At 72.0% G+C, this 14,253-nt stretch carries 14 protein-coding genes; 8 read left to right on the top strand and 6 right to left on the bottom strand.

The window, feature by feature from the left end:
• Window positions 1-190: 190 nt before the first annotated feature.
• Window positions 191-3,133: an AfsR/SARP family transcriptional regulator gene (locus ACZ5Y0_RS33210; protein ID WP_469132369.1), complete on the top strand. Its 2,943-nt coding sequence runs from the start codon at window positions 191-193 to the stop codon at window positions 3,131-3,133.
• Between the two features lie 24 nt (window positions 3,134-3,157).
• Window positions 3,158-5,902, top strand: a complete 2,745-nt coding sequence (locus ACZ5Y0_RS33215; protein WP_469132370.1) for an AAA family ATPase — start codon at window positions 3,158-3,160, stop codon at window positions 5,900-5,902.
• A gap of 68 nt (window positions 5,903-5,970) precedes the next feature.
• On the opposite strand, the gene ACZ5Y0_RS33220 is transcribed toward ACZ5Y0_RS33215, so the two are convergent.
• Window positions 5,971-6,369 carry a DUF2255 family protein gene (locus tag ACZ5Y0_RS33220; RefSeq protein ID WP_469132371.1) on the bottom strand — a complete coding sequence of 133 codons (399 nt, stop codon included), beginning with the start codon at window positions 6,367-6,369 and terminating at the stop codon, window positions 5,971-5,973.
• Window positions 6,370-6,591: 222 nt separating this feature from the next.
• Complete coding sequence (locus tag ACZ5Y0_RS33225) at window positions 6,592-6,879, bottom strand: DUF1330 domain-containing protein (RefSeq protein ID WP_469132372.1); 288 nt, start codon at window positions 6,877-6,879, stop codon at window positions 6,592-6,594.
• Between the two features lie 130 nt (window positions 6,880-7,009).
• Here ACZ5Y0_RS33225 and ACZ5Y0_RS33230 point away from each other — a divergent pair, with 130 nt between their 5' ends.
• Together ACZ5Y0_RS33230 and ACZ5Y0_RS33235 are read left to right on the top strand one after the other, a co-directional pair.
• Complete coding sequence (locus ACZ5Y0_RS33230) at window positions 7,010-7,348, top strand: ArsR/SmtB family transcription factor (protein ID WP_469132373.1); 339 nt, start codon at window positions 7,010-7,012, stop codon at window positions 7,346-7,348.
• Window positions 7,349-7,503: 155 nt separating this feature from the next.
• A complete protein-coding gene (locus tag ACZ5Y0_RS33235; RefSeq protein ID WP_469132374.1) occupies window positions 7,504-8,079 on the top strand; it encodes a GNAT family N-acetyltransferase in 576 nt (191 codons plus the stop codon).
• Window positions 8,080-8,372: 293 nt separating this feature from the next.
• On the opposite strand, the gene ACZ5Y0_RS33240 is transcribed toward ACZ5Y0_RS33235, so the two are convergent.
• Window positions 8,373-8,564 carry a hypothetical protein gene (locus ACZ5Y0_RS33240; RefSeq protein WP_469132375.1) on the bottom strand — a complete coding sequence of 64 codons (192 nt, stop codon included), beginning with the start codon at window positions 8,562-8,564 and terminating at the stop codon, window positions 8,373-8,375.
• A 252-nt stretch (window positions 8,565-8,816) separates the two neighbouring features.
• On the opposite strand from ACZ5Y0_RS33240, the gene ACZ5Y0_RS33245 reads away from it, so the two are divergent.
• The 4 genes from ACZ5Y0_RS33245 to ACZ5Y0_RS33260 all read left to right on the top strand — a co-directional run bounded on the left by ACZ5Y0_RS33245 (window position 8,817) and on the right by ACZ5Y0_RS33260 (window position 11,792).
• Window positions 8,817-9,134: a GNAT family N-acetyltransferase gene (locus ACZ5Y0_RS33245; protein ID WP_469132376.1), complete on the top strand. Its 318-nt coding sequence runs from the start codon at window positions 8,817-8,819 to the stop codon at window positions 9,132-9,134.
• A gap of 211 nt (window positions 9,135-9,345) precedes the next feature.
• Window positions 9,346-10,278 carry an NADP-dependent oxidoreductase gene (locus ACZ5Y0_RS33250; protein WP_469132377.1) on the top strand — a complete coding sequence of 311 codons (933 nt, stop codon included), beginning with the start codon at window positions 9,346-9,348 and terminating at the stop codon, window positions 10,276-10,278.
• A 96-nt stretch (window positions 10,279-10,374) separates the two neighbouring features.
• Window positions 10,375-11,139: a glucose 1-dehydrogenase gene (locus tag ACZ5Y0_RS33255; protein ID WP_469132378.1), complete on the top strand. Its 765-nt coding sequence runs from the start codon at window positions 10,375-10,377 to the stop codon at window positions 11,137-11,139.
• A 74-nt stretch (window positions 11,140-11,213) separates the two neighbouring features.
• Complete coding sequence (locus ACZ5Y0_RS33260; RefSeq protein ID WP_469132379.1) at window positions 11,214-11,792, top strand: antibiotic biosynthesis monooxygenase; 579 nt, start codon at window positions 11,214-11,216, stop codon at window positions 11,790-11,792.
• Between the two features lie 240 nt (window positions 11,793-12,032).
• Here the strand turns inward: ACZ5Y0_RS33260 and ACZ5Y0_RS33265 are convergent, their stop codons facing one another.
• The 3 genes from ACZ5Y0_RS33265 to ACZ5Y0_RS33275 all read right to left on the bottom strand — a co-directional run bounded on the left by ACZ5Y0_RS33265 (window position 12,033) and on the right by ACZ5Y0_RS33275 (window position 13,968).
• Window positions 12,033-12,299 carry an NADPH-dependent FMN reductase gene (locus ACZ5Y0_RS33265; RefSeq protein ID WP_469132380.1) on the bottom strand — a complete coding sequence of 89 codons (267 nt, stop codon included), beginning with the start codon at window positions 12,297-12,299 and terminating at the stop codon, window positions 12,033-12,035.
• 58 nt (window positions 12,300-12,357) lie between these two features.
• Window positions 12,358-12,906, bottom strand: a complete 549-nt coding sequence (locus tag ACZ5Y0_RS33270; protein ID WP_469132381.1) for an NADPH-dependent F420 reductase — start codon at window positions 12,904-12,906, stop codon at window positions 12,358-12,360.
• A 78-nt stretch (window positions 12,907-12,984) separates the two neighbouring features.
• Entirely contained in the window at window positions 12,985-13,968 is a 984-nt protein-coding gene (locus tag ACZ5Y0_RS33275) for an alpha/beta hydrolase (RefSeq protein ID WP_469132382.1), read from the bottom strand.
• Window positions 13,969-14,253 lie beyond the last annotated feature (285 nt).

The following is a 14,253-nucleotide window of genomic DNA, read 5'->3' on the forward strand; positions in this document are numbered from 1 at the left end:
CGTGTCTTCGCGGCCCTCGGCGGGCTCGACCGCCTCCCGGCAGGGGGTGGCGGCGAGCGTCCTCAGGGAGCGAAACCCCAGCTCAGGACGTTTGGTGTGGCATCATTACGCTACTTCGCTCAACCGTAAACATACGAACTGCTTCCGGGGGCTGGAGCGGCTCGACATCTCGAACACGATGAGGTTCACCATGGGGGGAACGTGTCCGCCACGCCTTCACTTCGCGGTGCTCGGCCGTCTTCGGGCGAGCCGCGACGGCAGGGAGCTGGATCTCGGATCCCCCCAGCAACGGGCGGTGGCCGCGGTCCTGATCCTGCGTCACGGCCGAGTCGTGAGCAGGGACGACCTCGTGAGCGCCCTGTGGGAGGTTCCGCCCCGCCGCCCGCAGAGCGTGGTGCGCACGTACGTATGGCGGCTGCGCCAGCTGCTGGAGCCCGTACACGCGCCGGACGAGCCGTGGCGGGTCCTGCGGTCCGTGCCCGGCGGCTATGTGCTGCGCCTGTCCGAGGGCGCGCTGGACTGGGAGCTGTTCGAACAGCAGGTGGGCGAGGCTCGGATCCGCGGTGCGACCGGGGACACGGCGGGCGCCCGGCACCTGTTCGACACCGCCCTGGCACTGTGGCCGGAGCCGGCCCTGACGGGGATACCCGGCCCCTTCGCGGAAGCCGAACGCTCGCGGCTGGAGGAACGCCGCCTGGACGTGGTCGAGGCCCGCCTGGAGGCGATGGTGGAGCTCGGCGAGTGCGCCGATGCCGCCACCGAACTCACCTCCCTCGCCGAGATCCATCCACTGCGCGAGGGCCTGCACTATCTGCTGATGCAGGCCCTGCACCGCACCGGACGACAGGGCGAGGCACTGGAGGCATACCGCCGGGCGCACCGCCTGCTGACGCGCGAACTGGGCATCGAGCCCAACGCCCGCCTGCAGCAGCTGCATGCCGACATCCTCGACCGCACCGCTCCGTCCGTCCGGCAGCCCGAGGTCGTCTCCCGCCGGGAGCGGGCGCCCCGCCAGATTCCGCACGCGGTGGCCGACTTCACCGGCCGCGCCGAGGAGACGGAACGTATCAGGAACGCTCTGTCGCACCCCTCGCCGGAGGCGCTGCCCATCGTGCTGGTGACCGGCATGGGAGGTGCGGGAAAGACCTCCCTGGTCATGCACAGCGTGCAGAGCGTGCTCGCCGCCTATCCGGACGGGCAGCTGTACGTCGACCTCCGCGGAGCCGACGGAACGCCCGCCGACTCCGCCACCGTCCTGGCATCCTTCCTGCGCGCCCTGGGCGAGCGCGACTCCTACATCCCCACGGAGCTGGACGAGCGGGCCGCCCTGTACCGCTCCCGGCTGGCCCAGCAGCGCGTCCTGATCGTGCTGGACAACGCCGCCGACATGGACCAGGTGACCCCACTGCTGCCCGGTGCCCCCAGCTGCGCCGTCGTCGTCACCAGCCGCAGCGGCCTGGCCACCCTCCCAGTCAGCCTGCGGATCGTCCTCGGCGCGCTGCCTTCCGCGGAGGCGTTGCGGATGTTCACCCGGCTCATCGGAGCCGCCCGCGTCGAGGCGGAGCCGCACACCGCGCACCGCATCCTCACCGCCTGCGGGGGACTGCCGCTGGCCGTGCGCATCATCGGATCCCGTCTGGCCGCACGCCCCGAGTGGAGCTTGGCCGACCTGGCCGAGCGCCTCGCCGACGAACAGCACCGGCTGTCCGAACTGACCGTGGACACGGTCACCGTCGAATCGAGCTTCGCCCTCGGATACGGCCAGCTCGACGACCTCACGCGCCAGACCCTGCGGTTGCTCGCCCTGCCCGCCCACGGCGTGTACGACCTGCGGACCGCGAGCGCCGTGCTCGACATGCCGACGGAGACGGCCAAGACCCTGCTTGAACGGCTGGTCGGCGTCGGGCTGCTGGAGTCGCCCGCGCTGGAGCGCTACCGCTGCCACGACCTGGTCCGCCTGTTCGCCCGGCGCCTGGCTCTGGAGATCGACCCCGAACGGCTCCGCCATGCCGCGCTGGGCCGCCTCCTGGACCTGTATCTGGTCGCCGCCGCCGAGTCCTACCGTGTCATCCGGCCCGGTCACACGGTGGCGCAGACCGCCCTGCCCGTCGTGCCGGGAGGAACGCGCTTCGACAGCGTCAACGAGGTGCTCGCCTGGAGCGCGTCCAGTCTCGACGACATCCTGATGCTCCTGACGCAGACGGCGGCTACGCACACCGACCGTGCCGCGACGCTGCTGCTGATGCTGGACGCCGTCCTGATGCACGCCCACCTGTGGCATCAGGTCATCCCCGTCGCCACCCTCGTCGCCGACGCGGCCGCACACGCGCACGACCGGCGCTCCGAGGGCCGTGCCCGCTACATCCTGGGCGGGGCCCTTGCGGAAGTCGGGCGGCTGAGCGAGGCCGAGAAGCATGTGGCCCGGGCACTGGAGCTGTCACGCCACAGGGACCGGGACGTCTACGCGATGTCGCTCAACGCCCAGGGATTTCTTGACGATTCGTTCGATCCCGACCGCGCCGTCCAGCTGCACCGAGAGGCTGCGGACCTGGCCCGGCAAGCGGGCAACCTGTCCCTTGAGGGTATGGCGTTGGGCAACCTGGTTCAGACTCGGCTGCGTGGCGAAGGCATTGATGAGCTGACCGTGGCCGAGTCTCAGCGGCAGGTGGAACTGTTCCGCCGGCTCGGCGATCGTAGTGGACAAGCCATCGCGCACTATCGCCATGGGCAGGTTCTGGCACGCAAGGGTTCGGGGAGTGAGGCGATCGCCGCCTACCAGCACGCACTCGAACTGGTGGGAGAAGGGGAGCAGGACTTCGTACGTGCCGCCTGTCACGTGCGCCTCAGCGAGGCGTACACGCTGACGCATCAACGAGAAGAGGCCGTGCAGCATGCCGAGGTCGGCCTGCTGCTGGCCAGAGCCAGTCGGCACCAGCTGATGGAAGCCCTGGCTCAATGCGCACTGGGCGACGCCGTATCGGCGACAGGCCGTCCCCGGGACGCGCGCGACCACTGGCGGACGGCCCTGGAGATCCTCCATCACATCGGTGCCCAGAGTCACGCGGGAAGCGTGGAGGCACGCCTCACCAGTGGCATGCCCGACGACGCCCGCGGCACCGCTTCCGACCCCTGACCCGACTATGCGATCCTCTGACGCGTGATCATCCACCCGCAGCATGCCCCGCATGCCCCGCAGGGTCTTCTGGCCCGTGAACGGGAACTCACGAGGATCGGTGACCTCCTCACCGCAGCCGGTGCGGGCCGCGGCGGCACGCTGGTGGTCGCGGGTGAACCCGGGATCGGGAAGACGGCCCTGCTGCGGCGGAGTGCTGAGGACGCGGGCGACGTCCGCGTACTGCGCACCACGGGCCTGGAGTTCGAGGCCGCGTTCGGCTATGCGGCCCTGCACACGCTCTGCGCTTCGCTGCTGTCCGGGCTGGAACAGCTCCCGGCGCCCCAGCGCGACGCCCTGCGGGTGGTGTTCGGGCTGGCGCAGGGGGAGGCGCCGAACCGCTTCCTGGTGGGGCTGGCGGTCCTGGGGCTGTTGTCGGACGCGGCGAAGGAACATCCGCTGCTGTGTATCGTCGACGACGCGCAGTGGCTGGACCGCGCTTCCGCGCAGGCGCTGGCCTTCGTCGCCCACCGGCTGGACCATGAGCGCATCGCCCTGGTCCTCGCGGTGCGTGAGCCGGACAGCGTCCCCGAACTCGCCGACCTGCCCCACCTGTCGCTGACGGGACTGCCGCACGAAGCGGCCCGCATCCTTCTCGTGTCCGAGTTCCGTGCTCCGCTGGACGACCAGGTGCGCGAACGCATCCTGGCGGAGGCCCGGGGCAACCCGCTGGCGCTGCTGGAACTGCCGCGGACGGTGGGGCCCAACCGTGCGGCGGGCGGTTTCGGGCTTCCGCAGGCCGTGCCGCTGTCGCGCCGCATCGAGGAGAGTTTCGAGCGGCGGCTGCGGCCGCTGCCGCCGTCCACCGGCACCCTGCTGCTGGTCATGGCCATCGAGGCGACCGGGGACTCGGCACGGGTGTGGGCGGCAGCCGACCGCCTGGGCGTCGACGGTGACGCCCTGGCCGCCGCCGAGGCCGCCGGCCTGGCCACCATGGACGGCGCTCTGCGCTTCCGTCACCCCCTGGTCGGTTCCGTGGTCTACCGGCTGGCGTCCCCGGCCGAGCGGCGCCGGGTGCACGCGGTGCTGTCGCAGGTCACGGAGACCGGGACGGACGAGGACCGCCGGGTGTGGCATCGGGCGCAGTCGGTGGTGCGGCCGGACGAAGAGGTCGCGGGCGAGCTGGAACGGCTGGCCTCACGGGCGGGCGCCCGCGGCGGAGCGGCCGCCGCCGCGGCGTTCCTTGAGCGCGCGGCAGCACTGACCCCGGACGTGGGCACCCGGGCCTGGCGCGCGCTGGGCGCCGCGCGGGCGGCGTACGCGGCGGGCGACTACGACACGGCGGAGCGCCTCGCCGCCGACGCCCAGGCCGGCCCCGAAGACGTCCTGCGCGACGCACGGGCGGACCTCGTCCGCTGCCAGGTGGCCTTCGCTCAGCGCCGGCTGCGCGAGGTCCCGCGGTTGCTGCTAGCCGTGGCCCGGCGCGTCGCGCCGTTCGACGCGGGGCTGGCGCGGGAGTGTCTGGTGGACGCCCTGGCCACGGGCGCGTTGATCGGCCGCCACAGCGCCGAGATGCACGCGGCGATCGAGGCTGCGCGCCAGGCGCCCCCGGCGCCCGGACCGGCGCGGACCGTAGACCGGGTGCTGGACGGCCTGGTGGCGCTCTTCGCCGGGGACATGACTGGGGCCGTGCCGCTGCTGCGCGAGGTCCTCGCCGATGTACACGACCCGGTGTGGCTCCAGCGCCCCGCTCTCGCGTCCCTGATCGCCGTGGACCTGTGGGAGGACCAGGCCTACGTTGAGCTGGCGCAGGCGCAGGTCGAGCAGGCGCGCGACACCGGTGCGCTGGGCGCTCTGGCCGTCGGCCTGGCCATGCTGGCGGCCGTTGCCGCGCAGGCCGGCGACTTCGCGCGGGCCGCGGCGCTCATCGCGGAGGAGGAGGCGCTGGCAGCGGTCACCGGCGCTTCCGCGCTGCCCTACCCGCGGCTGCACCTGGAATCCGTGCGCGGCCGGGCCTCCGCGGAACCCTTCCTGAGCCGTACCCTGCGCGAGGCTGTGGAACGCGACGACGGCCAGGCCACCGCGGTGGCGTACTGGGCGCGGGCCGTCCTGCACAACGGGCTGGCCGACTACCCGGCGGCGCTGGAGCATGCGCGGGCGGCGGCGCGGCGCGACGAGCCGGCGATCACCGGGCTGGCGCTGATCGAACTCGTCGAGGCCGCGGTGCGGTGCGGCGAGCCCGCAGAGGCCGCCGAGGCGCTCGCCGCGCTGACCCGGCGCACCGGTCCCGCGGTCACCGACTGGGCCCGCGGCGTCGAGGCGTACTGCGAGGCCCTGACCGCCGGTGACCACGCGCGCGCGGAGCACCGTTTCCTCGAAGCGGTCCAGCGGCTGCGGGGCTGCCGCGTGGTCCTGCACCCGGCGCGGGCCCATCTGGTGTTCGGCCAGTGGCTGCGGCGGGCGGGACGGCGCCGGGAGGCGCGCGAGCAGCTGCGTGCCGCGCTGGAGATGTTCTCCTCGACGGGGGCCGAGGCGTTCGCCGCGCTGGCCGTGCAGGAGCTGCGGGCGACGGGTGAGCACACGCGGCGGCCGACACGGGACACCGCGCAGCAGCTGACCGGACGCGAGCTGGACATCGCCCGGCTGGTGGCGACCGGGGCGACGTCGAAGGAGATCGGTGTCCGACTCTTCCTCAGCCCGCGCACCGTGGACGCGCATCTTCGCAGCATCTTCCGCAAGCTGGGCATCACCTCGCGCCGCCAGCTGCGGAACTGGAATGGGATCGCGTAGGCGTCGAGCGTGCCGGCCTGGCCGGCGGCGTCATCGCTGCATGACGTCCAGTGCCGCCGACGGGCTGTTCATGCCGCGTCCGGCGGCGTCCCGGCCGGGCCGCCGGTGTCCGCCGCCCTGACGACGCGCAGGGTGGCGGCGCGGGCCGCGGGCGCGGTGAGGAAGCCGACCGGGCCCGGCCAGCCCAGCCCGTACTTCTCCGCGTAGGCGGCATCGATCCGCTCCAGCAGGCCGGGGTCCGGCACGGGTTCGAAGGACGCCTGCACCATGCCGTCCGCGCACCACACCTGCGCGGTGGAGCCCGCCACCCGCCGGTACCACCACGCCCGCACCCCGGACAGGGCCCGGACGTACACGTCGTCGTCCACGCTCACGATCCACAACTCACAGGTGCGTTCCGTGTCCTGCGCCGTCGTGACACGCAGCGTGACCTGTGTGTGCCGCCCCAGCCGAACCGACCGTTCCACGTGCAGCCTCCTCAGGACTCCGTCCGCCGCCACCGGGCGGGGCCGGGTGGCGGCGGACGGAACGTGCGCAACGGCGGGAGGCCGACCCGCGGGATACGGACGCGTGGGCTTCCCGCCGATCTCGCGACCGGGGACACCACTGTGTCCGCCCCTGCGCGGGGCCGCTTCGGTGAAAGTCACCTAGCTCGTCCGGCCCGGCGGGCACGGACGGGCCGGGCGGGCTCAGACGGAGTCGACCACGAGCGCGCTGGCGGTCGCGAAGGTGTGCCGGAACTCCTTGAGGGGCTTGTACTCCTCGGAGTGGTAGAAGTCGAGGACGGCCTGCTTGTCGGGGAACTCCAGGATCACTCCGATGCCGGGACGCCCGTCGGCCTCCAGGGTGAAGCACTCGGTGTCCCGTGCGATGGGCCTGCCGCCGTAGCGGGAGACCACGTCGAGCGTCCGGGACTCGTAGTCCCGCATCTTCTCCTCGTCCCGGGGGGTGACGCTGATGACCATGTAGGCACTCACTGTCGCATCCTTCGTTAGTTCGCGATTACGTGAACTATTGAACTATAAGGGGGGAGGGGACGCCAAGCGCGGGGGCTGTGAACCGGGGCGTACAGATTCGTCAATCCGCAAACTTGCGTACACTCGAACTATGAAGACGCTGACGCATCCCGCCCCGGCCGAACTGCGCATCGAGTCGGTTCTGGACGCGATGGCCAACCCCACGCGGCTGAGGATCATCGAGCGTCTGGCCCGGGGGGAGGAGCTGACCTGCTCGACGACGCTGCCCGACGTCTCGCCCTCCACGGCCAGCCGCCACTGGCACGTCCTGCGCGAGGCCGGAGTGTTGCGTGCCCGCCGGGAAGGCCGGATCATCCTGCACAGCCTGCGCCGGGACGATCTCGACGCCCGCTTCCCCGGCCTGCTCGACAGCGTCCTCGCGGCCGTACGCGACGCCCAGGAGACCCCGGCCGAGCCGGACGACCACTGACCCGGGGTCCCCGTCGTCCTGAGTGAGACCGACGCGGCGTTCGCGCGGATGGCGCAGCACGCACCAGGTACCTGCGGCCGCCGGGGCGTCGGCGACCGCACGTACGTGATTATTCAAAGACTTTCGTCGGTGCTGCGGTGAGAAGGTGTGGCCACGTGGTGTCGGCCGCCGTGGCCGCCGTCGTCCGTCTGGAGCTGCCCTTGTTCTCCGTACGACCCGCTCGTCCCGACGACCTGCCCGCCCTCACCGCCGTCATCGAGGAGCGGGCGGCGTGGATGCGCGAGCGCGGCCTCGAGGACTGGGAGGGCTGGCTGAGCAGCGCCCCCATGATGGCTGTGCGCGCCGTCCGGCCCCGGTCGCCGGGCTGGGTCCTCGAGCATGCGCGGGAGGGCGTCGTGGGGTGCACCCAGCTGTCGGACCGGCCGCTCGACGAAGGGTGGAGCGACGCCGAACGCGACGAGCCCGCCCTCTACCTGAACACCACGGTCACCGACCCCGCATGGCGCTGGCACCGGCCCGGAGCGCTGCTCGCCGCGTGGGCGCTGCGGCGGGCGGCCGCCACCGACCGGACGTGGGTGCGGAGGGGCTGCACCAGTGAAGGGCTGCTGCGCTACTACCGGGACGGCCAGGGGTTCGACCTGGTGCGGACGGTACGAAGCGAGCAGACGGTGACCCGTCTACTCGCCCGGCGAGCCGCCGCGACCGACCGGCCGAGCACGCGAAAGGCCTGACTCCGTCCTGCGCCCCGGCGTGTCAGGAGGGGGCGATCTACGGAGTGGATGCCGATGCCCGCCTCCCCGCGCCCCGACCATGCTGGGCCGTACGCCGGGCAGTGTGGCGTGGCCGGGACCCGGCCGCCGTGGTCCTCCACCGCGTCCGGCGACCGCCCCAGCTCTCTCGTGCGCAGATTGACGGAAGCGCCTTGGTCACCCTGACGAAGCCCCCCACCACGGTGGCTGTCGCGCTGCGTCACGTCAGCCGCGCCTACCGGAGCCGGCCGCTCACGTGCGCTCCCTGAACCGGGTCAGCGTCGACTTCGAACACCGGACCGGACGGCGGTCATGGGACCCTCCGACACTTGCAGCAGCGCGCGATTGCCGATGCCCGCCGGGCCGTGCACGTACAGGACCGCGGGGGGCCCGGACGCGGCGATGCGCAGGGTGCCGGTGAAGGCGGTGAGAGGGCCGGTACGGCCGACGCAGAAGGGTGTCTGCATCCCTGTCGAGGGTGGGGCCGGGGATTCCGGTCGGAGTGCGGCCGACAGTGCAGGAGCGGGCGGCGCGGTGACCGGGCGGGGCGTGGCCGCTCCATCCGGTGACCGGCCGCTCTGTCCGTCGGCGGGACGGGTCGGTGAAGTGTGTAGGCGGTGATCGCCGATGTGCGCCCAAGGGCGCTCCTGGCAGCGTGGCAGCCGGTGCACGCCGTCCGCGGTACGTCGCGTCGCGGTGCCGCCCGGAACGGAGAAACCATGGAACGCGAGAAGCCTCGGATCACCGTGACGAGGGTCGATGACAAGAACCGCCTCGAGGCGTACGTGGACGGACGGCTCGCGGGCCTGGTCGAGTACATCCCGGCCAAGGGACTGCTCGCGTTCGTGCACACCGAGGTCCTGCCCGAGCGCGAGGGACAAGGCATCGGGTCGGTGCTGGCGCGCGCGTCCCTGGACATGGTCCGGCGGGCGGACCTGAAGTTCCTGCCCGTCTGCCCCTTCATCGCCGCCTGGGCGGACCGGCACCCCGAGTACGAGCCGTGGCGCTACCGCTCCGTCAGCCGCGTCAGCGACTGAGCGGCGGACGGGGGCTCCGCCCGCCGCGGCTTCGCGGAAGCCCGCCGCGTGCATCACACCGGCCGCCTCGACAGACCTCCAGCGCGATGTTGACAGGTCAACAATCCGCGATATTGTTGACGCATCACTAAATGAGTCGGGGGAGTCGCCCCGCCCTCCCAGCCGCGGTGTCACCGACGGCGTTGATCACCCATGTGACAGGAGCAAGATCATGAAGGCGCTCATCGCCCGGTCGTACGGTCCCCTGGAGGACGTGGAGTTCGCGGAGCTGCCCACCCCGGTCGCCGGCCCCGGCCAACTACTCGTCCGGCTGGAGGCCACCTCACTCAACGCGGTCGACAAGGTACTCGTCACCGGCGCCATGCGCGATGCGATGCCAGTGCGCCACCCCTTCGTTCCTGGCGTGGACGTCAGCGGCGTTGTCGAAGCCGTCGGCGAGGGCGTCACCCGCTTCGCGGTCGGCGATGCCGTCATCGCCTGGAACAGCGTCACCGCCGGAGCGCTCGCCGAGTACATCGTCATCGACGACGCCCCCTCCGTGGCGCTGCGGCCCCCGGCGCTCACCCCCGCCCAGGGCGCAGCGCTGAGCACCGGCGCGCTCACCGCGGCGGCCCTGCTGGACGAGGTGCGGGCGCCCCGGGGCGGCAGCGTCCTGATCGTGGGAGCCGCGGGCGGCGTCGGATCCTTCACGGTGCAGCTCGCCCGGCAGGCAGGTCTCATCGTGCTGGCCACCGGACGCGCGGACGACGAGGACTTCCTGCGCGGCCTCGGCGCCCACCACGTTCTCGACTACCGGACGGCCGACATCGCCGAGGAGGCCCACCGCCTTGTGGCCGACGGCGTCGACACGGTGATCGACCTGGCCAACGCCGGCCCCGCGCTCTCCGCCACGGCCGCCGCCGCCAAGGCCGGGGGACACCTCGTCTCGCCTCTCGGCGGTCCTCCCACTTTCGAACGCGGCGTCACCGCCTCCTACACCGGCACCCGCACTCCCGGGGGACGGCTCGAGGCGCTCGCCGAGCAGGCCGCCGAAGGCCGGCTGCGCGTCGAGATCGACTCCGACTACCCCTTCGGCCAAGCGGACCGGGCCCTGATCGCCTTCGCCTCCCAGCACATCCGCGGCAAGGTGACCGTCACCTTCTGACCCAGTCAGCCGCCCCTGGGGCGTTGCCCCGGCCCCCGCCGGCGGCTGGAACGCCACCGGCCGCACCTTCGCACCACCAGTCAGGAGCTGGACACTGTGACGGACCCATACTTCGACTTCACCGGCAAGGTCGTGCTCGTTACCGGCGGCGCCACCGGCATCGGCCGGGCGGTGTCCCTGGCCTTTGCCCGGCAGGGCGCCGTCGTGGTCATCGGCGACATCGACGAACGCAGCAGCGAGACCGTGGACCTCATCGAGAAGGAGGGCGGCCGGGGCCTGTTCGTCCCCACCGACGTCACCCGCGCCGCAGAGGTCGCCCGTCTCGTGGCGACGACTGTCGACACCTTCGGCGACCTGCACATCGCCTTCAACAACGCGGGTGTCTTCGTACCGCCGGCCCCACTGGCGGAGCAATCGGAGGAGGACTTCGACAAGGCGATCGCGGTCGACCTCAAGGGCGTATTCCTCTCCCTGAAGTACGAAATCGCCCACATGGCGTCCGCGGGTGGTGGCTCGATCATCAACACTGCCTCGATCGCAGGCCTCATCGGTGACCCGGACATGGCGCCCTACGTGGCGGCCAAGCACGGTGTCATCGGGCTGACCAAGGCCGCCGCCGTGGACTACGCCAAGGCTGGCATCCGGGTCAATGCCCTGGCGCCGGGCCTGACCCGGACCGCCATGACCCAGCCCTGGCTGGACGACCCGGTCAAGCGGGAGATCGTCATGGCGGGCCCGCAGATGGGCCGCGCCGCCGACCCCGAGGAGATCGTCGGCATGGTGCTCTACCTGGCCTCGTCCGCGGCCTCCTTCACCACCGGCGGAGTCTTCGCGGTCGACGGCGGTCAGACGGCCCACTGAGCACGAACGCGGCCGAGGACAGCCCGAGACGACGATCCGCGCATGCCCGTCTCATGCCGGATGAGGAGCAAGCCATGACGAAGCTCGTCGGCCACGAGCGCCGATCGGCCCCCGTCCCCTCCGGGGAGGTGGGCCTGCTCATCTCGCGCCAGGTGGACCCCGGCCACGAGGCGGACTTCGAGGCATGGGCCCACGGAGTCCTCGACGCCGCCGCCACGTTCCCCGGACACCTCGGCTACGGCCTGTTCCGGCCCAACCGGCCCGGGGACCCCTGGTATGTGGTCCACCGGTTCCAGGACACCGAGGCGCACGCCCGCTGGGACCGCTCCGCAGAACGGGCCGCCTGGTTCGCCCGGGCCGACGGCCACCACCGAGAGGTCGACCGGCGCAGCCTCAGCGGCATCGAGGGCTGGTTCGTACCGCTGAGCCACCTGCCCGCGCCCCCTCCGCCGCGATGGAAGATGACGCTCACGGCAGTGCTCGGCATCTTTCCGATCTCCCTCCTCGCCGGAACGGTCCTCGCGCCGTTCCTGACCGGCCTGCCGCTGCTGCTGCGCACCACGTTGGTCGCCGTCCTCTTCAGCAGCCTGATGACCTACGCGGTCATGCCCACGCTGACCCGGGCCCTCAGCCGCTGGCTCTACCCCCGCTGAGCCGCCTTTCGAGACGGGGAGACGGTGCAGGCAACCCGTGCCCATGGCGCTGAGCCAGTGAGGCGAGGCCTACGCCCTCGGCGCCGAGGCCCCCTGCTGGACGTCCGCCACACCGACTGCGCCGCACCGCGGAGCGCACCTGGCTCGCCCGGACCGACCGGGCCAAGGGCATCGGCGCCCGCCGCCGGGCGCTCGACGCGGGCGCTGACGACCGTGCCGAGGAGTATTTCCCGACCGCGATCACCCGCCTGTTGTACTCGGGGTGACGAAGACGTAACTGTCGAAGGAGGCGATCTTTTCGGCCCAGGCCTTGGTGTGGGGCTGGGTGTACTGGCCGAGGGAGGGAGGCGCTACCTCGTCGAGGTGGGGAAGCTTGAAGTCGGCGACGTCGACGAGCTCGTACTCGGCGTCCGTGCGCTGCTTGGCGATGTCGTGGACCCAGTGGGCCACGGCTTCACCGTTGCGGCCGGGACGGGTGCTGCCGCGGATGATCGCGATACGGGTCATGAAGGGTGTCCCTTTGGGCTGGTACGTGCGGGATGCGATGAGGGTGGAGCGCGGGGGCTCAAAGCTCGCCGGGGCGCCCGTAGCGGTAGAAGAAGGGGCCGATCTGCGCGGCGAGGGCGCGGGTGAGCGCCGAGCTGTTCTCCAGCAGCCGTGCGCCAGGGTCGAGGTCGCCGACGTGGAGCGGGTCGAAGCCCGCGTCCCGGATGAGCCGTTCGGTGACGTCCCTGGCGCCCGGTTCGGCCGCGAAGAGGTTGCTGGGCGTGACCCGCTGGGCGTCGATCTCCTCGTACGCGGCGGCGAAGACGGTGGAGAACGACTTGGCGGTCGGCCCGTTGATAACCGCTTTGATCTGGTGGGAGAGAGACGGGTAGGTGTCGTCCCGCGTTCCGTAGATGTTGGTGGCGTCGACGGTCACCTGGCCGGCAAGGCCGGTGACCTTTCCCAGTGCCTCTGCGATCGCGTTGCCCGGTACGGCCACGACGACGGCGTCGGCGCCGGAGGCGTCGCCGCCCTCCCGCCCGAGCGTGGTCACCTGGTGGCCGGACCGTTGCCATCTGCGGGCCAGACCGCTGCCGACACGACCGCGGCCGATGACTGTGATGTTCACACTGCGCTCCTTGGCTGATGAATTGACGAAATGGGCCGGTGATTGCTGTCACCACAACGACCATTTCGCCGTGAGCGATCAGATGAGCAGTGTTCGTTTCAGCCACGCCACCCTGGCCGCGCGTGCCCGCTTCGACAGCTCGGCGTCCGGGGCGAGCGCGTCGAAGCCGTGAAAGCCTCCGGGCCACACGTGCAGCTCCGCCACGCCTCCGGCCTGCCAGACGCGCGAAGCGTAGGTGACGACCTCGTCGCGGAACGTCTCTGCGGAACCGACGTCGATGAAGAGAGGCGGCAGGCCGGACAGGTCCTCGGCGCGCGCGGGCGCCGCGTAGGCGGGGATGTCCGGGCCGCCGCGCCGCTCACCCAGCAGCGCCGTCCAGCCCGTGTCGTTCGCGGTGCGGTCCCATGCGCCCACACCGGCCATCTGACGGGCGGACGGGCTGTCGTTGCGGTCGTCGAGCATCGGACAGACCAACAATTGACCTGCTGGAACAGGGCCCTCGAGGTCCCGGACGAGCAGGGTCAGGGCCGCGGTCAGGCCACCGCCCGCGCTGGGCCCCGACACGACCAGCCGCCCTGGATCGACGCCCAGCTCCTCCGCATGCTCCACCGTCCACAGCAGCCCCGCGTACACGTCCTCCAGCCCCGCGGGGAAGGGGTGTTCGGGGGCCAGACGGTACTCGACGGACACGAGCACGACGCCCAGCTCCTGCACCCAGTCGAGCATCTCCCCGATGAGGTTGCGGTTGTCCCCGAGGATCATGCCGCCGCCGTGCGTGAAGTAGATCGCGGGCCGTGGCCCGGTGGAACCGCCTGGTCGGCAGATCAGCAACGAGATCTCGGGAGCGCCCTCCGGCCCCGCTATCCGACGCTCCGTGAAGTCGATCGCGCCACCCCGGCGCAGCTCGTCGTCGGTCGGCGCCGTGGCCGCCATGAACTGGCGCAGGGCCGGGATCATCTCCGGTAGGACGGCCGGCGGCATGGCCTGCGCCAACGCCTCGAGCGCGGGAACCAGTTCAGGGTCGAAAGGGGGTGGTGGTCCGAAACGGGGCGGGTCGGTCATCGGGGTTCCTGCGCTCCTGTCGGGCGGGGCGGCACGCGCGCAGGGGCCGAGCACCTGGACTGCCTGCCGTGGCGGAAGGAAGAAGGGCCGACCGTCCGCCGGGTGGGGCGGCCGGGGCGTCGGGACGTGGCTCAAGCCGGATCCGGCCTGCGGCAGCCTGGTGGGGGCGAGGGGGGGGGGGGGGGGGGGGGGGGGGGGGGGGGGGGGGGAGGGGGGGGGGGGAGTGATGAGTAATCGCGGCAGAGTAATGGATGCAGCACCCCGTTGGCTACCGGATCAACGAGG

This window comes from Streptomyces sp. NPDC033216 (genome assembly GCF_055577115.1).